The sequence below is a fragment of the Pseudonocardia sp. TMWB2A genome, assembly GCF_017312135.1.
The window spans coordinates 6,471,993-6,494,139 of sequence record NZ_QKQY01000002.1 but is presented as its reverse complement, the minus strand read 5'-3'; the positions used below and the strand labels follow the sequence as shown (position 1 = coordinate 6,494,139).

The following is a 22,147-nucleotide window of genomic DNA, read 5'->3' as shown; positions in this document are numbered from 1 at the left end:
CCAGGTTTTTGGGGGTGGGGTGATAGTTGGATAGTGTTGTCGGTGGTCATTGCGGTAGGGAAACGCCCGGTCCCATTCCGAACCCGGTAGCTAAGCCTTCCAGCGCCGATGGTACTGCACTCGCCAGGGTGTGGGAGAGTAGGTCGTCGCCGACATTCAACTTCATGGGATCTGTCCCGGACTTTCGAGTCCGGGGCATTTCTCATTTCCGGACTCTTTCCTGTTCGCCACGTATCGGGTCCGGGGTGTGTTCCGTGGTGGAGGCGCCGGTGGGCGGGCGCACCTCGCACACCTTCCTGCGACCTCGCACCCTCTGCAGAGGCTGCGAGGTCGCAGAAACGTGTGCGACGTGGGGTGCGCGGAGGGCGGCCGGCGGGAACACCGGCCGCCGCAGGCGTCAGAGATCGGCGCCCACGGCGTCGTCGACGCACGAGAAGCCGTCGGCGCGCAGCAGCGCCGCGAGCTCGCGGTGGACCCGGGCGGGCCAGAGCAGACCGCCGTAGACGAATCCGGTGTAGGCCTGCACCAGCGCCGCGCCGGAACGGATCCGGCGGTAGGCCTCCTGCGCGTCGGCGATCCCGCCGACGGAGACGACGACCTGGTCGTCGTCGAGGCGGGTCCGCAGCTGCCGCACGACCGCACGGGCCCGCTCGCTCAGCGGACGGCCGGACAGCCCACCGGCACCGGTGGCGGTGACGACGTCGGGTGCGGTGCGCAGGCCGTCGCGGGAGACGGTCGTGTTCGTGGCGACGACCCCGTCGAGCCGCATCCGGCGGGCCAGGTCGGCGACGGCGTCGAGATCCTCCGGCGCCAGGTCGACCGTGATCTTCACCAGGAGCGGCACACGGCGGTCCCCGGACACCCGGTCCAGCTCCTCACGCACGGCGACGAGCAGCGGCTCCAGCACGTCGACCTGCTGCAGGTCCCGCAGGCCGGGGGTGTTCGGGGAGCTGACGTTGACCACGACGTAGTCGGCGTAGGCGCCCAGCGCGGCGGCGCTCGCACGGTAGTCCGACGCGGCGTCCTCGGCGGGTACCGCCTTGCTCTTGCCGATGTTGACCCCGAGCACCGGCATCCCCGGCCCGGAGTGGGCGCGGAGCGCGGCGAGGCGGGGCCCGACGGTCCCGGCACCGGAGTTGTTGAAGCCCATCCGGTTGACCAGCGCGGCGTCGTCGACGAGCCGGAACAGGCGGGGCCGCGGGTTGCCGGGCTGCGCCCGACCGGTCACCGTGCCGATCTCGACCGCGCCGAACCCGAGCCTGCCGAGCGCGAGGACACCCTCGGCGTCCTTGTCGAAACCGGCGGCGAGACCGAGCGGGCCCGCGAACTCCAGACCCAGCGCCCGGGTGCGCAGCACGGGGTCCGACGGGGCGAACCGCTCCGCGACCCGCTCACCCACGACGGGCGCGGTCCCGAGTGTGCGGACCACACCGAACCCCATCCGGTGCGCGGGCTCGGACGGGACGTGCCGGAGCACGTGGCGCATGAGGGCGTCGTACATGCCTCCATCCTCACACCGGCCTAGGAGGTGCGGCGGGACAGCCCCAGCTGGTCGAGCATGCGGCGGTCGCGCTTCGTCGGGCGCCCGGCGCCGCGGTCGCGGTGGGCGAACAACGGCTGCCCCGCGGCGCTCGGCTCCGGCGGGGTGTGGTCGATGTAGCACTCCTGCGCGATCGGGGCGCCGACCCGCTTCTCGATCACCCGGGTGACCTCGACGATCCGGTTCCGGTCGTACACCCGCGCCCGCACCCGATCGCCGACCTGCACCGTCGCCGCGGGCTTCGCGGGCCGGTCGTTGATCCGCACATGCCCGCCGCGGCAGGCGGTCGCGGCGTCGGCACGGGTCTTGGCCAGGCGCACCGACCACAGCCACCGGTCCACGCGGGTCCCCTCCATCGGACCATCGTGCCATCCGGGAGGGCGGTCCGGGCCTCAGTAGTGCACGACGCCCGGTGTTCCCCCACCCGCGGCGACGGCGTCGCCGGTGATCGCGACCGACCGGGGCGAGCACAGGAACGTGATGACGTCGGCGACCTCCGCGGCGGTCGTGATGCGGCCGATCGTCGTCGTCGCGTCCAGCTCCGCGCGGGCCTCGGCCCCGGTGATCCCGGCCGACTCCGCCCGCGCGGCGACGGCGTCGGGTGTCCGCTCGGTCTCGGTGACCCCGGGGTGCACGACCGTCACGTTGATGCCGTGCGGACCCAGCTCCTGGGCGAGCGCCGCGGTCATCGAGGCCACCGCGACGTTGCGCACCGACCCCACCAGCGACGACGACTTCCGCGCGTTCAGGCCGCTGACGTTCACGATCCGCCCCCACCCCTGCGCCCGCATCAGCGGCGCGACGGCCCGCGCGCACCGCAGGTAGCCGAGGACCTTCGTCTCCAGCTCGACCCGCACCGCGTCGTCGGTGATCGAGGCCAGGTCGGTCGGCGGGCCCGCGCTCGCCGGCCGTGCGGCGGCGTTCACCAGCACGTCCACCCCGCCGAACCGGTCGGCGACGGCGGCGACGCCACGGCGGACCGCGTCGTCGTCGGTGGTGTCGACGGCGACGGCCAGCACCTCCGGCGCACCCTCGGCGCGCAGTCCGGCCGCGGCGGCCTCCAGGGCGCCGGCGTCGCGCGCGAACAACGCCACCCGGGCGCCCTCGGCGGCGAGCGCCCTGGCCGTCGCCAACCCGATGCCGCGGCTCCCACCGGTGACGATCGCCCGGCGCCCGTTCAGTTGCAGATCCATGATTCCCACCGTGCCGCAACGGTGGCGGGACCGCAGGCGTCTACGGTGTGCGCGTGGCTGAGCCGATCGACTCCGTGCTGGTGGTCTTCAACCCGGGCAGTACGGGGGATGCCGACGTGCTCGCCGAACAGCTGCGCGACGAGCTCGGCGCCGCCCGGCCCGAGCTGACCGTGCGGCTGGTGCCCACCGAGTACGCCGGGCACGCCCGCGTCATCGCCCGCGAGGCCGCGTCCGCCGGCGGGCGCCCGCTCATCGTGTCGGCGTCCGGCGACGGCGGCTACAACGAGGTCGTCAACGGGATCATGGACGTCCCGGGCACCGACGCCTCGGCCGCCGTCCTCGCCGCCGGGAACGCCAACGACCACGACCGCGTCACCGCACGCCGTCCGCTGGCCGAGGCGATCCTCGACGGCCGCCCAGAGCCGATGGACCTGCTCGAGATGCACCGCGACGACGACCCGCCGCACTACGCGCACTCCTACATCGGGTTCGGGCTGACCCCCGTCGTCGCGCTGCAGATCGAGAAGGGCGGCAAGGGCAGCATCCGCGAGGTGATCACCACGGTGCGGGCGTTCTGGGCCTTCACCCCGTTCGAGGTGGAGTTCTCCCGCGGCGACCGGCGCCGGATCGACAACCTGGTCTTCGCCAACATCGGCGAGATGGCCAAGGTCGCCGAGCTGTCGGCCACCAGCCGTCCCGACGACGGCCGGTTCGAGGTCGTGCTGCTGGAGCACCGTCCGAAGTGGAAGCAGCTGTGGGTGGCGGCCCGGGCGGCGTTCTCCGGGCTCGGCCGCCAGCCCGCGACCTCGGACTTCCGGTTCACCGCGTGCGGGCCGATGCCGGTGCAGATCGACGGCGAGGTCGACGAAGTCACCGGCGGCACCGCGATCCGCGTCCGCTGCGCGGCCGGGGCACTCAACGTCGTGCGCTGACCCCCACCGTGCTCACGGGGCGAGCGTGAACTCCACCGCGCCGAGGTCGTCGCCGAAGCTCGCCCGCACCCGGGCGCCGCGGTGCACGGGCATCGGGACGGTCGTCGTCCCGGTGGTGACGACCGCGCCCGCCTCGAGCCGCAGGCCGTAGCCGGGCAGGACGTCGGCGAGCCACGCCAGCGCCGTCCACGGGTCCCCGAGGACGGCCGCGCCGGACCCGGCCGCCTGCTCGTCGTCGACCTGCAGGGTGGTCGGGGTCGCGGCGAGGTCGAGGTCGAGGGCGCCGGGGAGCTCCGGGCCCAGCACGAACCGGCCGGCGCACGCGGCGTCGGCCATCAGCGACGGCGCCCCCGCCGCGACGAAGTCGGTGAACCGCGACTCGGGCAGCTCCACCGCCCCGTGCACCGCCGCGACCGCGGCGCGCAGCTCCTCGCGGGTCGCGTCGGCACCCACCGGCGCCCCCATCACGAACGCGAACTCCGCCTCGGCGACGGCCATGTGCAGGTCGCCCGACGGCACCACGTCACCGGGGGAGTGCCGGAACCGCTCGAACAGCGCCCCCGGCAGCGGGGCGTCCACCCCGATGTGGGCCTGCCCGGCGGGCGCGGTCGCCGCGAGCTTCCAGCCGTAGGACGGCCCGGCCCGCTCCGACAGCCTGCTCTGCGCGGTGAAGCCCTCGGCCAGGCTGCGCGGGCGCAGCAGCTCCGGCAGTGCGGCGATCCGCTCGCCGGTGGTCCAGGCCTGCCACAGCGCACCGGCGGTGCCGTCGGCCCGCACGAGGTCGACGGCGGTCGGGTCCATGCCCGCGGAGCTGTTCTCGGCACTCATCGGGGCGGCATCCTGCCAGGGCCGCGGGTCAGCCGTCGTCGCCGGTCCGGGCGCGCAGCACCTCGGCGACGCGGCGGACCCGGTCGTCGGCGAGCGCGTCCTCCAGCGACACCGGCAGCGGGATCCGCCAGTTCGGGTACTCGTCGACGGTGCCGGGCAGGTTCGGCTGTCGCGTCTCGCCCAGCACGTCGTAGAGGGAGGCCAGGACCAGCCGCGACGGCGCCGACGCCAGCAGCGCGTGCAGCGCGACGACGATCGTGTCCTCGTCGGTCTCGTCCGGGGAGTCGAGCAGCCCCTCCGAGGCCAGCAGTGCCAGCAGCTCGTCCCGCTCGGCGCCGGCCTTGGCCTCCTCGGTCGTCGGGTCGTCGAGGAGCCCCAGCTCGGCGCGGACCCGCACCTGCTCACCGGCGAGGAACCCGGGCGCGGTCGGCAGGTCGTGGGTGGAGATCGTCGCGACCGACCGCTCGGGCCAGCGACGCGGCGGGCGCAGCGGGCCGTCGTCGCCGCCGGTCACCGGGTCGGGGTCGCGGGAGAACCACAGCACCGTCGAACCCAGCAGGTTCCGCTCGGCCATGTCCTCGCGGATCCGCGGGATCACCGTGCCCAGGTCCTCGCCGACGACCAGCGCGCCCGCGCGGTGGGCCTCCAGCAGCAGCACCGCGAGCATCGCGTCGGCGTCGTAGTGGACGTAGGTGCCGCGGTCGGCCGTCTGCCCCGACGGCACCCACCACAGCCGCCACAGCCCCATGACGTGGTCGATCCGCAGGCCGTCGGCGTGCGCCAGCAGTGCGCGGGTCATGTCGCCGAACGCGGCGTAGCCGGTGTCGGCGAGACGGTCCGGGCGCCACGGCGGCAGACCCCACGTCTGGCCGCGCTGGTTGAACGCGTCCGGCGGGGCACCGACCGTCGCACCGAGCGCGAGCACGTCCTGCAGCATCCACGCGTCGGCGCCCTCGGGGTCGCAGCCCACGGCGAGGTCGTGGATGACGCCGACCGGCATCCCCGCGTCCTTCGCCGCGGCCCGGACCCCGGCCAGCTGCGCCTCGGCCTGGCGCTGCACCCAGGCGTGGAACGCGACGCGCGGCGCCAGCTCGGCACGGGCGGCGGCGACGCCGGGGGCGTCGGGACGACGCAGGTCGTCGGGCCACAGCGACCAGCGGCCGCCGTAGCGCTCGGCCAGCGCGCAGTAGGTCGCGAAGTCGTGCAGGTCGGCGTCCGGGTCGCCGTCGGGGTACCCGGCACCGCGCCACAGCGCCTCCAGGGCGGACCGCTTCGCCGCCCAGACCCGGTCGTGCGCGATCCGGTCGCCGGTCGTCTCCGGGCGCAGGGCGTCGACCTCGGCGCGGGTGGCCGCGTCGGCGGCGGCGTAGGCTGGCAGGTCGGTGATCCGCAGGCTCAGCGGGGTGGCGTAGCGGCGCGACGACGGCGTGTACGGCGACGGCTGCACCGGCGGCACCGGGGTGATCGCGTGCAGCGGGTTGAGCAGCACCGCACCCGCGCCGTGCCCGCCGCGGATCAGCGTGGTCAGGTCGCCCAGGTCGCCGATGCCCCACGAGTCGCGCGAGTGCAGGGCGTAGAGCTGCAGCATCCAGCCCCACGTCCGGGGCGGGTCGGGCAGCGTGGGCGGCGCGACGACGACGTGGGCGCGCCCGGCCGTCGTCTCCAGCGTGTAACGGCCCGGCTCCAGCCCGGCGGGGAGCTCGCCGTCGACGTCGCGGGCCCAGCCCTCGTCGCCACGCGCGCCGTCGACGGCGGTGAGGCGCCCACGGCCCGGCACGGTGCGGGAACGGTCGCTGCGCAGCCCGATCGTCGGCGGCAGCGCCCCGGCGCCGGCGCGCTCGCGGGCCCCGGCGAGCGCCACCCGTTGCGCGTCGGGGGAGGCGACGTCGACCTCCAGCAACCCGAGGACGGTGCGGACCACCTCCGCGTCGATCCGCTGCTCGGTCCTGCTGCCGTCGAGGTACGAGGTCGCGACGCCGTACGCGTCGGCGATCTCGGCGAGCTCGGGGGTCACCGGGTCGCTGGTCATGGGTCGATCCTGGCGGATGAGCGGCCGCCCGGCCCGGCCGCCCGGGGTGAGACGGGCAACCTCCGCGACCGACACGCGGGACGCCTCCGATCACCCCCGGTCAGGGGGTCCACGGTGCTACGGTGCGTCGCCGGATGCGCCGACCGGGTCACCGTGGCCGGCCGGGCAGCGGGGCCCGGCGACGGGCACCTCCTCCCGGGCCGCACCGTGTCGTGGACGACGGTTCGCGCAGCTCCGGCAGGAGGACTTCCAGATGTCGACGTGGGCCCTGCTCGGGCTGGTTGTGGTGGTGGTGCTGGTGGCCGTCGGGATCGCCGGGTTCCTGCGGTGGGGGCGGGGCCGGGAGGACGACGTCCCGTCGTCCGAAGGGGACCGTCCGCGCACCGTCGCCGATCTCGTCGACCGCCGCGCCCGCGGCCTCGACGACGGGCCGCGCAGGCCCGCGCCCGACCCGTCTGCGCCCCCGGTGCCCCCGGGTTCTCCGGAGCCTCCGGTCGACGACGCCCCGGAGCCCATGGTCGACGAGGAGTCGCCCGCGGACCGTGAGGTCGCCGGGTCCGACGCCGCGGTGGACGACGATCCCGAGGACGCGGTCTCCGCGACCACGCCCGTCGCCGCGGTCCGTCCGCAGGAGGAGCGCCCGCGGCCCCCCGCCGCGGAGGACGCCGCCCCGGACGTCGGGCCGTCGTCGTCGGCGCCCGACATCACCGAGGCGGTCGGCGCGGCCGATCCCACCGACGAGCTGCCGGCGGTCCCGCGGGTCACACCCGATGTGAGCGCGGGCCCGGTCGGCCCGCCCTGGTCGCGCGGGTTCAAGGACGGCAAGCCGCTCGAGCCCGTCGAGCCGGCACCGGCCCGGCGGACCCCGGCCCCGACGCCCTTCGTACGACGACGGCCCGTCGCGGACCCTGCTGCCCGTACCGCCGACGAGGCGACCGCGGCCACCGGTTCCGGCCCGGACAGCTCGGCGCCCGACATCAGCACGCCCACCTCCGGGACCGCGGTCGTGGGGGATGCGTCGACGACCGCGTCCGAGGCGCCCGCCGACGCGTCGACCGGCGTCACCGGGGACGTCGCGTCCGTCGGGGATACCGCCCCCGCCGGGGAGGAGGCCGACGAGTCGGTCGACGAGGCCCCGCCCGCCGCCACGACCCAGTCCCGCGCGCCCTTCGACCCGGACCTGGTCCGTCGGGTCACGGCGCTGCCGTCGGAGCGCACCTCGGTCCGCGCCCCGGCCGACCCGGACACCGAGCGGGAGTTCCGCGAGGCCCGGGACCGCATCTCGACCCCGCACACCTGGGCGGGCCGCGTCCCCGAGCAGGCCGGCGCGCCCGAGACGGCCGGCGACACCCCGCCGGTGAGCCGGATCCCGTCGATCGGGCTGGCCGCCACCGGCGCCCGCGCGGCGCGCGAGCCCGGCGACAACCCCGAGCCGCCGCCCCGGCCCGCCCCGCGGGTCCTGCGGTCGGCGCGTCCCGGGAGCGGACCGCGGCACCTCGCCCCGTCGCTGCGCGGGACGTCCGCGACCGACAGCGGCCCCGACGAGGACACCGCCTCTGCTGAGGACACCGTCGTGTCCGGCACGGCCGGGGACGCCGGTTCTCCCGCGGGCTCCGGCGGCACGGTGACCACCGACCGCACCGTCGGTGCGGTCGACGCCGTCGACGTCCGTGGTCCGGCCGGGGACACCGACGCCTCCGTTCCGGACACCGGCGAGCGCGCGGCCCCGACCGGGGATGCGGCCGGAGCCGGGACGACCGACGCCGCTGCGACGGACGACGTCGCGACCGGCAACGCCGCGACCGGGGACGACGCGACCGGGGACGACGCGACCGGCGACGACGCCGTCGACGGGAATGCGACCCCGGGCATCACCACCGGGACGGACGCGGCGGACGCCGACGCCGGTGGGACGAACGCGGTCGAAGACGGTGCCGACACCGACGCCCCGACCGCCGACGCCCCTGCCGGGACCGACGCCGCCGGTACCGACGTGACCGGCACCGACGTGACCGGCACCGACGTGACCGGCACCGACGTGACCGGCACCGACGTGACCGGCACCGACGTGACCGGCACCGACGTGACCGGCACCGACGTGACCGGCACCGACCCGGCCGGTGCAGACGTGACCGGCTCCGATGCGACCCGGACCGATGCGACCCGGACCGATGCGACCCGGACCGATGCGACCCGGACCGACGAGACCCGGACCGATGAGGCCCGTACCGACGCGACCGAGGGCGCCACCCGCACCGTCGTCCCGCTCGCCGCCGCCGCGGTCGTCGCCCCGGTCGCCGCCGCCGCGACCGCCGCGTCCGACACGACGGTCCCGGGCCTGCCCCGCCAGGCCCCGCAGGAGCAAGCCCCGGACGAGCAGGCCCCGCGGGAGCAGGGCCTCCAGGAGCAGGACCCGCATGCCGAGGCCCCGACCCCGGACCCCACCACCCCGGAGCGGCCCACCACCGCGCCGGAGGCCGAGGAGACCCCCGTGCACGCCGGCCCGACCACCGCCACCCGCCCCGACCGCGCCGAGGACGTCTCCCTGTCCGTGCTCCGGACCGGGCCCGTGCCGTCGGCGGTCGTGCCGGACACGGCACCGCAGGACGTCGAGGTCCGCGTCGTCGACGCCGCCGACGCCCCGCTGCCCGGCGCCGAGGTCGCGCTGCGCGACCGCTCCGGCGGGCCGATCGGCTCCGCCACCACCGACGCCGACGGGACGGCGCACGTCACGGCGCCGGGCGCCGGGGCGTTCGTCGTCGTCGCTCGCGCCGACGGTTACCTGCCCGGCGTCGCCACCTGCACCGTCGGCGACGACGACGCCGGGACCACCCTGCGCCTCGCCGCTGCCGCCGCCGTCCACGGCTCGGCGCCCGCGGGCACCGGCGTCGTGCTCTCCCAGGACGGCGAACCGGTCGCCTCGACGACCGCCGCGGCGGACGGGACCTACCGCCTCGCCGACCTCGACCCCGGCCGCTACCTGCTCGCCGCGGGCGACGGCCCGGGCGTGGAGGTCGACCTCGTCCCCGGCGGCGACGAGCGGCGGGACCTGGCGGGCTCGTGACCGGCACCACGGAGGTCCACGGCCGGCTCCCCGGCGTCGGCGGCATCGAGCTGTTCTGGCAGGGCCGCCTCCCCGAGGGCGACCCGAGCGGTGTCCTGCTGGTCAGCCACGGCATCGGTGAGCACTCCGGCCGCTACGACGCCGTCGTCGACACGCTGGTCCCGGACGGCTGGGCCGTGTACGGCCTCGACCACCGTGGCCACGGCCGCTCCGGCGGCACCCGGGTGCACGTCCGCCGCTACGACGACCTGCTCACCGACTTCGAGACGTTCCGCCGCGAGACGATCGCCCGTCACCCCGGCGTCCCGGTGTTCCTGCTCGGGCACAGCCTCGGCGGCCAGATCGCGCTCGCCTACGCGCTGCGCCACCAGAACCGCCTCGACGGGCTCGTGCTGTCCGCGCCCGCACTGGCCTCCGACGCCGTCCCGGCCGCGCTCGTGCCGCTGCTGTCGGTCGTCGCGAAGGTCCTGCCCACGGTCCGCCCGGTCGGGATCGACACCTCCGCGATCAGCTCGGACCCGGCCGTCGTCGCCGACTACGACGCCGACCCGCTCGTGCACCACGGCCGCCCCACCCTGGCCCTGGGCGCGGAGATCTACCGGCAGATGGCCGAGCTGCCCGTCCGGGCCGCCGAGCTGCGGATCCCGCTGCTCGTGCAGCACGGGACCGCGGACCGGCTGACCGATCCGGCGGGCACCCGGCTGCTCGACGAGCGCTCCGGGTCCGCCGACACCACCGTGCTCTGGTACGACGGCTTCTGGCACGAGATCTACCACGAACCGGGCCGGGCGACCCCGCTCGCGGACCTGCGGGACTGGCTCGACCGGCACCGCGACGCGGCCCGTCAGGTGACCTGACCCGACCGATCCCCGTCTCACCGCGCCGGACCCGCCCCGGTGGTGCGATCCTGGGGCCGGTACGGCGGAACGGGGTGGCGCGCACGGTGGAGCGGTTCGACCGGCGGACGGAGGACGAGTACGTCCCCGTCCGCGACCTGCTGGCGACGATCGACTGGTCGGCGACCCCGCTCGGCGTGCGCGACACCTGGGACCGCGAGCTCGAGGACACCATCCGGTTCATCCTGGAGAGCCGCCAGCCGCTCGTCGCGTGGTGGGGACCCGAGCTCGTCCTGTTCTACAACGACGAGTTCGCCCGGCACTCCGGCCTGCGCCACCCACGGTCCTTCGGCAGGCCGCTGCGGGAGGGCTGGCCGGAGACCACCGCGCACCTCGGGGGCCACCTGGACGAGCTGCTCTCCGGGGACAGCGAGGGCGTCTACCGCAGCGACGACCGGATCGTGCTGCGGCGCTGGGACACCCCGGAGGTCACGTGGTGGACCTACTCCGCCACCCCGGTCCGCGGTCCCGACGGCGGCGTCCTCGGTCTGATCGTCTTCACGGCCGAGACCACCCCGCAGGTCGTCGGCGGCCGGCGGATGGCGCTCCTGGCCGCGCTCGGCGAGGTGGCCCGGGACGCACCGACGCTGGACATCGCCGTCGAACGGCTCTGCACGGTCCTGACCGACCTGCCCGACGACGTCGGCTGCGCCGTGGTGACGACGGTCGGCGCCGACCCCGGCCCCCTGGCCACCGTCCGCATCGACGCGCCGCCCGCGGACTGGCTCTTCGACGACCTCGACTCCGATCACGCCACCGACGTCGAGTTCCTCGCCGTCGACCCGGTCGCGGTCCACGGTGAGGACGGCGTCCCGGTCACCGACGTCGTCCGGGCGACGGTGCACACCCCCGACGGGTCGGCCGGCATCGCCGTCGTCCTCGGGGCTCCGCCGCTGCTCCCGCTCGACGAGGACCACCGCTCGTTCCTGCGGCTGATCGCGGGCACCGTCGGCGGCCTGCTGACCGCCGCGCTCGCCCGCGACCGCGAGCGCGACCGGCGCGACGACGCCGGGCTGATCGAGCAGGCCCGCGCCGAGTACTACGCCGGCCTCGGCGACGAGTTCCGCGACCCGCTGACCCTCGTCCTCGGACCGCTGGAGCGGCTGCGCGACCACGACGACGCCGCCGTCCGCACCCAGGTGGAGCTCGCGCAGCGCAACGCGCAGCGGATGCTCAAGCTCGTCGACGGGCTGCTGGACGTCTCCGCCCTGCAGACCGGCAAGCACGACGGCCTGTTCGCCCCGACCGAGATCGGGAAGACCACCGCGGCGCTCGTCGACGCGTTCGCGCCCGTCGTCGAGCGGGCCGGGCTGGAGCTGTCGGTGTCCTGCCCGCCGCAGGTCCGGCCGGTCTGGGTGGACCGCGACGCCTGGGAGAAGGTCGTCCTCAACCTGCTCAGCAACGCGGTCAAGTACACCCGCGAGGGCACGATCACCGTCGACCTGGCCCAGGACGGCGAGCAGGTCGTGCTGCGGGTCTCCGACACCGGCGCCGGCATCGTCGACGGCGAGCTCGACGCGGTGTTCGACCGCTTCCACCGGCCCACCCGGCGGCACGGCCGCAGCGGCGACGGCAGCGGCCTCGGCCTGCCGCTGATCCGCCAGCTGGTCCGTCTGCACGGCGGCACGATCGGCGTGACCAGCGACCCCGGCGCGGGCAGCACGTTCACCGTGCGGCTGCCGCTCGGCTTCGCCCACCTGCCCCCCGAACGCCTCGTCCGGGCCCGGGTCGGGTCACGCGCCGCCCCGCAGCTCGCCGCGCCCTACGTGGCGGAGGCGCTGCGCTGGCTGCCCGACGCCCCCGAGCCCGCGGGCGCCCCGGCGGTCCTCGCCCGCGGCCGATCGGTGGACGGCTCGGTCGTCGACGGGCTGGAGGTCGACCACCGCGACCGGGTGCTCGTCGTCGACGACGACCGCGAGATGCGCGGCTACCTGCGCGACCTGCTCGTCGAACGCTGGACCGTCCGGGTCGTCGCCGACGGTGCGGCCGCACTGGAGTCCGCCCGCACCGACCCGCCGGACCTGGTCGTCGCCGACGCGGCGCTGCCCGGCAACGGGGGCATCGAGCTCCTGCGCGCGCTGCGGTCGGACCCCCGCACGGTCGGGGTGCCGGTCGTGCTGCTGTCGTCGCGGGCCGGGGAGGAGGCCGCCGTCGAGGGCTTCGCCGCCGGCGCCGACGACTACCTGGTCCGCCCGTTCTCCGCCCGCGAGCTGCTCGCCCGGGTCGCGAACCACCTGCAGCTCGGCCGGGTCCGCCGGGCCGCCGAGCTGCAGTTCCGGGCCATGGCCGACTCCACCCCGGCGCTGATCTGGGTCGACGACCCGGGCGGGCACCGGTTGTTCGTCAACCGGGGCTGGCTGGACTTCACCGGTGTCGAGGACGCGGCGCAGGAGCTGGGCCACGACTGGCGCCGCCGCATCCACCCCGACGACCGCGAGCGCTACCGCTCGGTGACCTCCGCCGCCGCCCGTGCGCACGCGCCGTTCGAGGTCGAGTACCGGCTCCTGGACCGGGCGGGCCGCTACCGCTGGGTGCTCGACCGCGGCGCGCCCGTCCGCGACGGCGAACGCTCCGCGGGCTACGTCGGCGGCTGCCTCGACATCGACGTCCAGCACCGTGAGCAGCGCAGGCACCGCATCTACTCCGAGGTCGCCGAGTCCCTGGAACGGGAGATCACCCGCACCGGGCGCACCGACCAGCTCGTCCGCGCCGTCGTCGAGGACCGGCTCGCCGACATCGCCGTCGTCCACGACGCCGACGCGGTCACCGGCACCGGCACCCTCGCCGTCTCCGCGGAGCGCTCGGCGCTGGAACCCTCGCTGTGGCGGCTGGCCCCGCTCGTCCCCGCCGACGACGACGGCCACCCCGAGATCCTCGACGCCGCCCACCTCGACGAGGTCCTGAGCCGGCTCGCGCCCACCCAGCGCCGGGCCTGGACCCGGCTGCGCATGACCTCGGCGATGGTCGTGCCGCTGCCCGCCCGCGGACGCACCAGCGCCGTGCTGACCGTCGTCCGCACCGAGTCGGGCGACCCCTACACCGACGACGACCTGGACCTCCTGTCCGAGATCGGCCGCCGGGCCGGGCTGGCCGTCGACAACGCCCGCCTGCTGGAGCAGGAACGCGCCTCGGCCCAGCGCCTGGGCCTGCTGCACCGCGCCACCGCCAAGATGTCGGCCGCCGCGACCCCCGGCGAGGTCGCCGCGATCGCCGCGGACCACATCGTCGACCTGCTCGACGCCGACCACGCCGGGCTCTGGGAGATCCGCGGGGAGTGGCTGCAGGCGCTCACCGGGCACGGCTGGGACCGCGACATGTGGCAGCGCGCCGCCCGGATCCGGGTCGACGCGCCGCTGGCGTTCACCGAGGTGCTGTCCGGGCACGAGCCGATGTGGTTCACCACCGCGCACGAGTGGGCGACGCGCTACCCCGCGGCCATCGGCATCGCACCGGACCACGCCCAGACCATCGGCTACCTGCCGCTCATCGCCGGCGGGCGCTCGCTGGGGGTCCTCGCCGTCGCCATGCTGACCGAGCGACGGCTGTCCGACGCGGACAAGGAGGCGGCCGTCGCCGTCGCCGAGCTCGCCGCGCAGGCGCTGGACCGGGCCTCGATGCTGGACGCCGAGACCGAGGCCCGCCGGCTCGCCGAACGCCTCGGCGCGGTCGCGACCGGGCTGGCCCGGGCCACCGACCTGGAGTCGGTCGCCGAGGTCGTCGTCGAGCACGGCCGGATCTCGATCGGGGCCGACGCGGTCGCGGTGCTCGTCGTCGACGAGGGCGGCGCGCTCTCGCTGCTCCGGGAGACCGGCTGGCCCGACGACGGCCCGCCGATGCGCACCCCCGGCCGCGCGCACCCGCTGAGCCGCGCGGTCAGCAGCGGCGAGCCGATCTGGAACGCCGGCGGGCCCGCCGACGACGAGGTGCTGCGCTACCCGGTGCACACCGCGGTGCCGCTGATGGTCGCGGCCCGCCCGATCGGCGTCATCGGGCTGCGGTTCCCGGTCGAGCCGGTGTTCACCCCCGAGCAGCGCAGCTTCGTGCTGACCCTGGCCAACCAGTGCGCGCAGGCGATCGTCCGCGCCCAGCTGCACCAGGCCGAGCACGAGGTCGCGGTCACCCTGCAACGCAGCCTGCTGCCCCAGCGCCTGCCCGACATCGAACGGCTGTCGCTGGCCACCCGCTACCGCCCCGGCACCCAGGGCACCGAGGCCGGCGGCGACTGGTTCGACGTCCTGGACCTCGGCGACGACCTGGTGGCACTCGTCGTCGGCGACGTCGTCGGCCGCGGCCCGGCGGCGGCCGCGGTGATGGGCCAGCTGCGGTCCGCCGTCGCGTCGAACCTGGTCAACGGCCAGCCCCCGGCGCGGGCGCTGGAGCAGCTCGACCAGTACGCGCTGCGGGTGCGCGGCGCGATGGCCAGCACCGTGGCCATCGCGACGATCGACACCGGCACCGGCGAGATGCGCTACGCCAGCGCCGGCCACCCGCCGCCGCTGGTCGCGGGCCCGGACGGGGTGCGGACCCTGTCCGAGGGCCGCGGCGTGCCGCTGGGGATCTCCGGGCGGCCCCCGTTCCCCGAGGCCGTGGACCGGATGGAGCCCGGCGAGACGATCCTGCTCTGCTCGGACGGCCTGTTCGAACGCCGCAACGAGGTCATCGACGACGGCCTGGCCCGGCTGTCCGCCGCGTTCGACGAGCTGTCCGCCGCCCAGCCCCGCGACATGGCGGACACGCTGCTGCACCGCATGTCCGAGGGGATGGTCATCCCCGACGACACGGTCGTCGTGGTCGCGCGGCTCATGCCGCCGCCGCTGCGGATCGCGATCGAGGCCGACCCGAAACGGCTCGCCCCGCTGCGTCGCGCGGTGGCCGCCTGGGCCGCGCAGTGCGGGATGGGCCCGGACGCCGTCAGCGACCTGCAGCTGACCGTCGGCGAGGCCGCCACCAACTCCATCGAGCACGCCTACCTGCCCGAGGACACCGACGGGCGCGCCGGGGTCGACCTCGACCTGGCGCTGACCGCGGACGGCTCGGTCGCGGTGCGCGTCACCGACGGCGGACGCTGGCGGCCCCCGCCGCCCGACCCCGGCTACCGCGGCCGCGGCATCGCGCTGATCCGCGAGCTCGCCGGGGACGTGCACATCGACCCGTCGGACTCCGGCACCACCGTGCGGTTCCTGCTGCCCGCGATCCCGGTCGAGGTGGGCACCCCGGGCGCGGGACCGCCGGTGGAGTTCGTCGCCGGGGAGCCCGAACCGGACCGCGACCGGATCGACACCCCGTCCGGCGACGGCGACGACGGCACCGTCCGGGCCCGGCTGCGTGCCGTCCCGGACGCGCACGGTGTGCGGATCGGGATCGTCGGGGACCTCGACCTCGGTGGGGTCTCGGCGATCCGGGCCCCGCTGATGGAGCACGTCGACCGCGGGCTGCCGATCACCCTGAACCTGCCGGGGGAGGCGTTCGTCAGCAGCGCCGGGATGGCCCTGCTGTCGGAGGTCGCGCGCCGGATGCGGACCAACGGGGCGGCGCTCACGCTCGTCGCGCCCGCCGGCAGCCAGGCCCGTCGCTCGCTGGTGCTGTCGGGTCTCGACACCGTCATCGGCATGTCCGACGACGACGGCGCCTGACCCCCCGACCTGTCCGGACACCCGCGGGGTCCTCCCGTGGGCCGGACGGCGGGTTGAAACCGTGCCCCCGCTGTGATGCCATTCCCGGCATGAGTCAGGCAGCGACCCTCGGACCCCTGTGGGGCACCCGTCGCGCCGACCACTTCGACCAGGGCTGTCGCCCGAGCTGAGTCCCCCGACCACGCTCGCCCGACCTTTCCCCTGGAGCACCACCGTGTCCGCGCCTGCCTCCCTGCCCGCGTCCCGCCCCGCCCGCCTGCGCGTCCCGCACGCGCGGCCCGTCACCGCGCCCACCCCGTACGGCCTCGAGGACCTGCAGGAGCTGACCCGCGAGATCGCCGCCGAGGTGCGCTCCGGGCGGCACGACGTCGTCGTCGACCCGGACCGCCGCTGGTACCGGCTGCTGCGCAGCGACGGCTTCGTCGACGTCTGGCTGATCAGCTGGGCCACCGAGCAGATCGCGGAGCTGCACGACCACGCCGGGTCGCTCGGCGCCCTCACCGTCGTGTCCGGCTCGTTGACCGAGCGCCGCTGGAGCGGCCCGTCCGGGCTGCGCACCCGCACCCTGCGCCACGGCCGCGGCGCCGGGTTCCCGCTGGGCCACGTGCACGACGTCGCGAACACCGCCGACGCCCCCGCGGTGAGCGTGCACGCCTACTCGCCGCCGCTGTCGGCGATGTCGTACTACGACGTCGAGGAGGTCGCGGGCACCACCGGGCACCAGCGCCTGCGTCGCACCCGCACCGAGCTCGTCGAACCCGGCCAGGGTGTCGGATGAGCCGCACCGTCGCCGACCTGCTCGCCGCCGCCCGCGCCCGGCTCGACCGGCCCGACCCGCGGCGGGCCGCGGAGCTCGCCGCCGCCGGGGCGCACCTGGTCGACACCCGGCCGGGGTGGCAGCGCCGCGAGGAGGGGCAGATCCCGGGCGCGCTGGTCATCGAGCGCAACCACCTGGAGTGGCGCCTCGACCCGACCTCCGGCGCCCGCGTCCCCGAGGCCGTCGACCACGACGTCGCCTGGGTGCTGTTCTGCTCCGAGGGCTACAGCTCCAGCCTGGCGGCCGCGTCGCTGCAGGACATCGGGCTGCACCGGGCCACCGACGTCGACGGCGGGTTCCGCGCCTGGGTCGCGGCCGGACTCCCGGTCGAAGCGGGTCAGGACGGCCCGTCCGACGCCACCCGCCCGCCGGACAGGCGCGCGTCGAGGTAGCCCGCGACCAGCGCGGTCAGCTCGTCGACGACGACCGCCCGCGCGAACCCGGGCCGCTCCAGCACGTAGCCGGTGGTCAGGTGCTCGACGGTCCGCACGACCGTCCACGCCGCGGCCCGCGCCGCGTCGGTGTCCCCGGCGCCGCGGGTGAGCAGCACCGTGGTGACCAGGTCGTCGATCCGGCCGGCGAACGCGGCCCGGCGCCCGCCGGGGGAGCGCGGCAGCTGCTCGACGATCACCCGCAGCAGGTCCGGCTCCTCGCCGAACGTGTCGAGCAGCGCCTCCAGGGTCGCGCGCACCGCCGGAGCGGTGCCCGCCCCCGGCCCGGCCGCGGCGACCGAGTCGAGGAACGCGCGCGAGACGCGAGCCTCCATCGCGTCGAGGTAGCGGTCCAGCACCTCGGTCAGCACCGCGTCCTTGTCCGGGAAGTACTGGTAGAGCGACCCGGGCGACACCCCGGCGGCGGCCGCGATCCGGTTCGTCGACGCGCCGTCGTACCCGCGGGTGACCAGCACGTCCCGGCCCGCCGCGACGATCCGCTCCACCATCGCCCGGGACCGCTCCTGGCGCGGCTCGCGCCGCCGGGCCCCGCGGCCGCTCACCGGGTCCGCCGGAACGCGCGTTGAAAGCGAGCATTCGCTCGTGTCAGCATCGGTCCATGCTGGCAGAGCCGCCCGTCGCCCCGCGACGCTTCCGCAGTGCGCCCGAGCGCGCGGCGCGGATCGCCCGTCCGCTCGGCCTGGTCGCCGGGGTCCGCGACCCCGACCCCACGCTGCTCGCCGAGATCGGCCGCCGGATGTTCACCCGCGACGAGACCGGCGCCGCGCTGGCCCGCGCGATGGGCCGCGACCGTGGTCAGGGCGACAGCGGTGACGCCGGCCGCGTGACCATGCGGGCGCTGCACACCGCGCTGGCCGCGGGCACCGCGCCGGCCGACGCGCCGCCCGCGCTGCGGGACTTCCTCGCCGCCGTCACCCCGGACCCGGACTGGCTCGACCGGGACCTGCTCGAGTGCGGCGCCCGCGCCTACCGCAGGCTCGGCCGCAGCCGCGACGACGTGCTGCTGGGACTCTCGCTGATCGGCGGCTACCGCTACGGCGGCCCCACCGAGCTGCTCGTCCGCACCGGCGGGCTCACCGGCGCCGGCGCGATGCGCCGCCTCGGGGAGACCCAGGCGTGGGCGTTCGCCGTCAGCCGTCCCGGCGGCATGGCGCCCGGCGGGGAGGGCTGGGCGGCGACGCTGCACGTGCGCGCCATGCACGCGCTCGTCGCGGAGCGCTTCCAGCGCGGCGACCGCTACGACGTCGCCACCCACGGGCTGCCGATCAACCAGGCCGACGCCGCGGCCACGCTCGGGCTGTTCAACAGCACCGCGATCCTCGGCTGCCGCCTGCTCGGACGGCACGTCCCGCGCGCCGACGGCGACGCGATCATGCACCTGTGGCGCTACGTCGGGTGGCTGATGGGCGTCGACGACGACTGGCTGTTCGACACAGAGCGCGCTCAGAACGCGTTCAACCACCACATCGTGCTGGCCCAGGGCGACGTCACCCCGGCAGGCCCGCTGCTCGCGGGCGCGCTGGTCGAGGGGCTGCGCAGCGAGCGGACCGGTGGCCCCGCCGACCGGCTCCGCGGCGCCTGGGAGCGACGACGGCTGCTGTCGCTGCTGCGGGTGTTCCTGCGCGCCGAGGGCCTGCGCGACCTGGACCTGCCGGTGACCGCGGCGTGGATGTGGCCGTCGCAGGTGCTGCGCAACCTGGTCGAGTCGCTGCTCGTCGCGCGGACCGCGCGGGGGCGGCGGTGGCTGGAGCGTCGCTCGGACCGCCGCGTCGAGGCCGACCTGGCCCGCCGCTTCGGCCGCGAGTCGCCCGGCCCCCGCGACCTGGCCGCCTGACCCCTCCCGCGGGGATCAGGTGAACGCGCTGATCCCGGTCACGTCCCGGCCCACGATGAGGGTCTGGATCGTCTCGGTGCCCTCGAAGGTGTGGATGGCCTCGATGTCGGCCCAGTGCCGCACGACGTGGTGCTCCAGCAGGATCCCGTTGCCGCCGAGCAGGTCCCGCGCCTCGGAGAGGATCTTGCGGGCGGTCCGGGTGTTGTGCATCTTCGCCAGCCCCGCGACGGTCGGGGACAGCTTGCCCACCTCGGCGAGCCGGGCGGACTGCATGCAGTAGAGCTGCATGCCGGTCAGGTCGGCGAGCATCGCGACGAGCCGCTGCTGCACGATCTGGAAGCTCGCGAGCGGCTTGCCGAACTGCTCGCGCTCCAGCGCGTAGCGCAGGGCGGCGTCGTAGCCGGCGGTCGCGTGGCCCAGGGCCATCCAGGCGCAGGTGCCCCGGGTGGTGGCCAGCACCGCGGCGCAGTCGGCGAACGTCCGCGCCTGCGCCAGCCGGTTCTCCTCCGGCACCCGGACCCCGTCCAGCTCGATGTCGGCCTGCCAGAGCGCCCGCAGCGACACCTTGCCGGGGATGACGGTGGCCTCGTAGCCCTCCGCCGGGGTCTCGACGACGAACCCGAGCACCTCGCCGGAGTCGGTGTCGCGCGCCCACACGACCACCAGGTCCGCGACGCTGCCGTTGCCGATCCAGCGCTTCGACCCGCGCAGCACCCAGTGGTCGCCGTCGCGGGTCGCGGTGGTCTCCAGCGCGACCGAGTCCGAACCGTGCATCGGCTCGGTCAGCGCGAACGCGCCCAGCTTGTCCATGGTGGACATCGACGGCAGCCAGCGCTGCTTCTGCTCCTCCGAGCCGCACATCGCGATCGCCTTCATCGCCAGGCCCGCGTGCACCCCGAGGAACGTGCCGAGCGAGCCGTCGCCGCGGTGCAGCTCCATGTGCACGAGGCCGAGCGCGAGCGGGCTCATCCCGGCCGCCCCGTAGCCCTGGATGTCCTCGCCGACGATCCCGAGCTCCGGGAGACGCCGGAACAGGTGCCAGGGCAGCTCGGCGCGCTCCCAGTAGTCGTTGATGCCGGGGAGGACCTCGGCGTCGACGAACTTGCGGGTGTCGGCGAAGCGCTGCCACTGCTCGTCGGTGAACTGGTCGCGCACCGAGAAAAAGTCGGTGCCCAGGGCCTCGCCCAGCTCGGTGTACGGAGTGGTCGGTGCGGTCATGATCGCGGGCCCCTCGCCGTCGACGGAGACCTGATCCTCACACCGATCCGCCGATCCTGCTGGGCCCGACGAGGACAGGATCCGTCCGGGTCGTCCGGTTCGGTGGACCCATGACCGACGAGACCGTGCACCCGTTCCGGATCGACGTCCCTCAGGCACAGCTCGACGACCTGGCCGACCGGCTCTCACGGACCCGCCTCCCCGCCCCGCTGCCGGGCGACGGCTGGGACACCGGCGTCCCCGTCTCCTACCTCGCCGAGCTCGTGGCGCACTGGCGCGACCACTACGACTGGCGCGCCGCCGAGGCGGGGATCAACGCGTACCCGCAGATCAGGACGGTCGTCGACGGCCAGGACGTCCACGCCCTGCACGTCCGCTCCCCGGAACCGGGCGCGCTGCCGCTGGTGCTCACCCACGGGTGGCCGGGCTCGGTCGTGGAGTTCCTCGACGTCATCGGCCCGCTGACCGACCCCGCGGCCCACGGTGGCGACCCGGCGGACGCGTTCCACGTGGTGGTCCCGTCGCTGCCGGGGTTCGGCTTCTCCGGCCCCGTCGCCGACGACGGGTGGACCACGACCCGGATCGCCCGGGCCTGGGACGAGCTGATGCGCCGGCTCGGGTACGACCGCTACGGCACCCAGGGCGGCGACATCGGGGCCGCCGTCGCCCCCGAGGTCGGCCGGGTCGCACCGGACCGGGTGGTCGGCGTGCACGTGAACGGCAGCCTCGGCGCGCCGATGCACACCCTGACCGAGGACGAGACGGCCGCGCTGACCGACGCCGAACGCGACCGCGTGCGGCGGATCGGTGCCTTCATGCAGGAGGAGTTCGGCTACATCGCGATCCAGTCCACCCGGCCGCAGCTCGTCGGCGCCGCGCTCACCGACTCCCCGGTCGGGCAGCTCGCCTGGGTCCTGGACAAGTTCCGGGAGTGGACCCACCCGCGGCACGAGCTGCCCGACCGCATCCTCGACCGCGACCGGCTGCTGACGAACGTGATGCTCTACTGGCTGACCGGCACGGCCGGGTCGTCGGCCTACGTCGGTTACGCGCTCGACGCCGGCAGCTGGGGCGAGCCCGAGCGGCCCTCCGGCGTCCCGACCGGGGTGATCCAGTTCGCGCACGACGTCGGCATCCGGCGCTACGCCGAGCCCGCGCACCACATCACCCGCTGGACCGAGGTGGACCGCGGCGGGCACTTCGCCGCCCTGGAGGAGCCGGAGCTGCTGGTCGACGACGTGCGCGCGTTCTTCCGCGACCTGCGCTGACCCCCGCTCCGGGTCTCCGGGGCTACTCCCGGACCAGGCAGAACGGGTGCCCGATCGGGTCGAGGAAGACGCGGAAGCTCTCCGGTGCGGGCTGGACCTCGTGCCTGGTGGCCCCGAGCGCCAGCACCGCGGCCTCCCCGGCGTCGAGGTCGGGCACGTCGAAGTCGACGTGCCCGCGCTGCGGCCGCACCTGCCCGGGCCACTCCGGCGGGGTGAACTCCCCCTCGGAGATCTGCTGGAACGCGAGCGTCGCGCCCGCGCCGCCCGGGTCGAGCTCGACCCAGTCGGGGTCGGTGTCGGTGGGCCCCTTGACCGGCCAGCCGGTGATCGCCGAGTAGAACCGGGCGAGGGCGACCGGGTCGGGGCAGTCGAGTGCGAACAGTGCGAACCTGGCAACGGGTGCATCGGTCATGGCGGCAGTGTGCCTGCGACCCCCGACAGTC

16 protein-coding genes and 1 rRNA gene are annotated in these 22,147 nt (G+C 75.8%); 9 read left to right on the top strand and 8 right to left on the bottom strand.

Features of this window, described 5'->3' with window-relative positions; translation table 11 throughout:
* Window positions 1-38: 38 nt before the first annotated feature.
* Window positions 39-155: ribosomal RNA gene (gene rrf / locus DMP17_RS44985) — 5S ribosomal RNA — on the top strand.
* Between the two features lie 242 nt (window positions 156-397).
* Here the strand turns inward: rrf and DMP17_RS44980 are convergent.
* From DMP17_RS44980 to DMP17_RS44970, 3 genes are read right to left on the bottom strand one after another with little or no spacing between them, the layout of a single operon-like run.
* Window positions 398-1,501, bottom strand: a complete 1,104-nt coding sequence (locus DMP17_RS44980; RefSeq protein WP_337832680.1) for a quinone-dependent dihydroorotate dehydrogenase — start codon at window positions 1,499-1,501, stop codon at window positions 398-400.
* A gap of 20 nt (window positions 1,502-1,521) precedes the next feature.
* Window positions 1,522-1,896 (bottom strand): RNA-binding S4 domain-containing protein, encoded by a 375-nt coding sequence (locus DMP17_RS44975; RefSeq protein WP_226354887.1) that lies wholly within the window; start codon window positions 1,894-1,896, stop codon window positions 1,522-1,524.
* A gap of 36 nt (window positions 1,897-1,932) precedes the next feature.
* Window positions 1,933-2,733, bottom strand: coding sequence for an SDR family NAD(P)-dependent oxidoreductase (locus DMP17_RS44970; protein ID WP_226354888.1), 801 nt, complete (start codon window positions 2,731-2,733; stop codon window positions 1,933-1,935).
* Window positions 2,734-2,786: 53 nt separating this feature from the next.
* Here DMP17_RS44970 and DMP17_RS44965 point away from each other — a divergent pair, with 53 nt between their 5' ends.
* A complete protein-coding gene (locus DMP17_RS44965; RefSeq protein ID WP_226354889.1) occupies window positions 2,787-3,665 on the top strand; it encodes a diacylglycerol/lipid kinase family protein in 879 nt (292 codons plus the stop codon).
* A gap of 12 nt (window positions 3,666-3,677) precedes the next feature.
* On the opposite strand, the gene DMP17_RS44960 is transcribed toward DMP17_RS44965, so the two are convergent.
* Together DMP17_RS44960 and malQ are read right to left on the bottom strand one after the other, a co-directional pair.
* On the bottom strand, window positions 3,678-4,493 hold the full coding sequence (locus DMP17_RS44960; RefSeq protein WP_337832679.1) for a 2-keto-4-pentenoate hydratase: 816 nt from the start codon (window positions 4,491-4,493) through the stop codon (window positions 3,678-3,680).
* 28 nt (window positions 4,494-4,521) lie between these two features.
* Window positions 4,522-6,522, bottom strand: coding sequence for a 4-alpha-glucanotransferase (gene malQ, locus DMP17_RS44955; RefSeq protein WP_337832678.1), 2,001 nt, complete (start codon window positions 6,520-6,522; stop codon window positions 4,522-4,524).
* Between the two features lie 253 nt (window positions 6,523-6,775).
* Here malQ and DMP17_RS44950 point away from each other — a divergent pair, with 253 nt between their 5' ends.
* The 5 genes from DMP17_RS44950 (at window position 6,776) to DMP17_RS44930 (ending at window position 17,324) form a co-directional block, all read left to right on the top strand.
* Window positions 6,776-9,586: a carboxypeptidase regulatory-like domain-containing protein gene (locus DMP17_RS44950; RefSeq protein ID WP_337832677.1), complete on the top strand. Its 2,811-nt coding sequence runs from the start codon at window positions 6,776-6,778 to the stop codon at window positions 9,584-9,586.
* Window positions 9,583-10,443, top strand: a complete 861-nt coding sequence (locus DMP17_RS44945; RefSeq protein ID WP_226364654.1) for an alpha/beta hydrolase — start codon at window positions 9,583-9,585, stop codon at window positions 10,441-10,443. Before DMP17_RS44950 ends, DMP17_RS44945 begins: the two co-directional genes overlap by 4 nt.
* Before the next feature lie 74 nt (window positions 10,444-10,517).
* Complete coding sequence (locus DMP17_RS44940; protein WP_337832676.1) at window positions 10,518-16,115, top strand: SpoIIE family protein phosphatase; 5,598 nt, start codon at window positions 10,518-10,520, stop codon at window positions 16,113-16,115.
* Window positions 16,116-16,329: 214 nt separating this feature from the next.
* Window positions 16,330-16,893, top strand: a complete 564-nt coding sequence (locus DMP17_RS44935; RefSeq protein WP_337832675.1) for a cysteine dioxygenase — start codon at window positions 16,330-16,332, stop codon at window positions 16,891-16,893.
* The gene (locus DMP17_RS44930; RefSeq protein WP_337832674.1) at window positions 16,890-17,324 is read left to right on the top strand and encodes a rhodanese-like domain-containing protein; all 435 of its coding nucleotides are present in this window, start codon (window positions 16,890-16,892) and stop codon (window positions 17,322-17,324) included. Before DMP17_RS44935 ends, DMP17_RS44930 begins: the two co-directional genes overlap by 4 nt.
* Here DMP17_RS44930 and DMP17_RS44925 read toward each other — a convergent pair.
* The gene (locus tag DMP17_RS44925; RefSeq protein WP_337832673.1) at window positions 17,270-17,926 is read right to left on the bottom strand and encodes a TetR/AcrR family transcriptional regulator; all 657 of its coding nucleotides are present in this window, start codon (window positions 17,924-17,926) and stop codon (window positions 17,270-17,272) included. The two genes, DMP17_RS44930 and DMP17_RS44925, sit on opposite strands and share 55 nt — an antisense overlap.
* Window positions 17,927-17,982: 56 nt before the next feature.
* On the opposite strand from DMP17_RS44925, the gene DMP17_RS44920 reads away from it, so the two are divergent.
* Entirely contained in the window at window positions 17,983-19,218 is a 1,236-nt protein-coding gene (locus DMP17_RS44920; RefSeq protein ID WP_337832672.1) for an oxygenase MpaB family protein, read from the top strand.
* 15 nt (window positions 19,219-19,233) lie between these two features.
* On the opposite strand, the gene DMP17_RS44915 is transcribed toward DMP17_RS44920, so the two are convergent.
* Window positions 19,234-20,436: an acyl-CoA dehydrogenase family protein gene (locus DMP17_RS44915; protein ID WP_226354899.1), complete on the bottom strand. Its 1,203-nt coding sequence runs from the start codon at window positions 20,434-20,436 to the stop codon at window positions 19,234-19,236.
* A gap of 110 nt (window positions 20,437-20,546) precedes the next feature.
* On the opposite strand from DMP17_RS44915, the gene DMP17_RS44910 reads away from it, so the two are divergent.
* The gene (locus tag DMP17_RS44910; protein WP_337832671.1) at window positions 20,547-21,704 is read left to right on the top strand and encodes an epoxide hydrolase family protein; all 1,158 of its coding nucleotides are present in this window, start codon (window positions 20,547-20,549) and stop codon (window positions 21,702-21,704) included.
* Between the two features lie 22 nt (window positions 21,705-21,726).
* On the opposite strand, the gene DMP17_RS44905 is transcribed toward DMP17_RS44910, so the two are convergent.
* Window positions 21,727-22,116, bottom strand: coding sequence for a VOC family protein (locus DMP17_RS44905; protein WP_337832670.1), 390 nt, complete (start codon window positions 22,114-22,116; stop codon window positions 21,727-21,729).
* Window positions 22,117-22,147 lie beyond the last annotated feature (31 nt).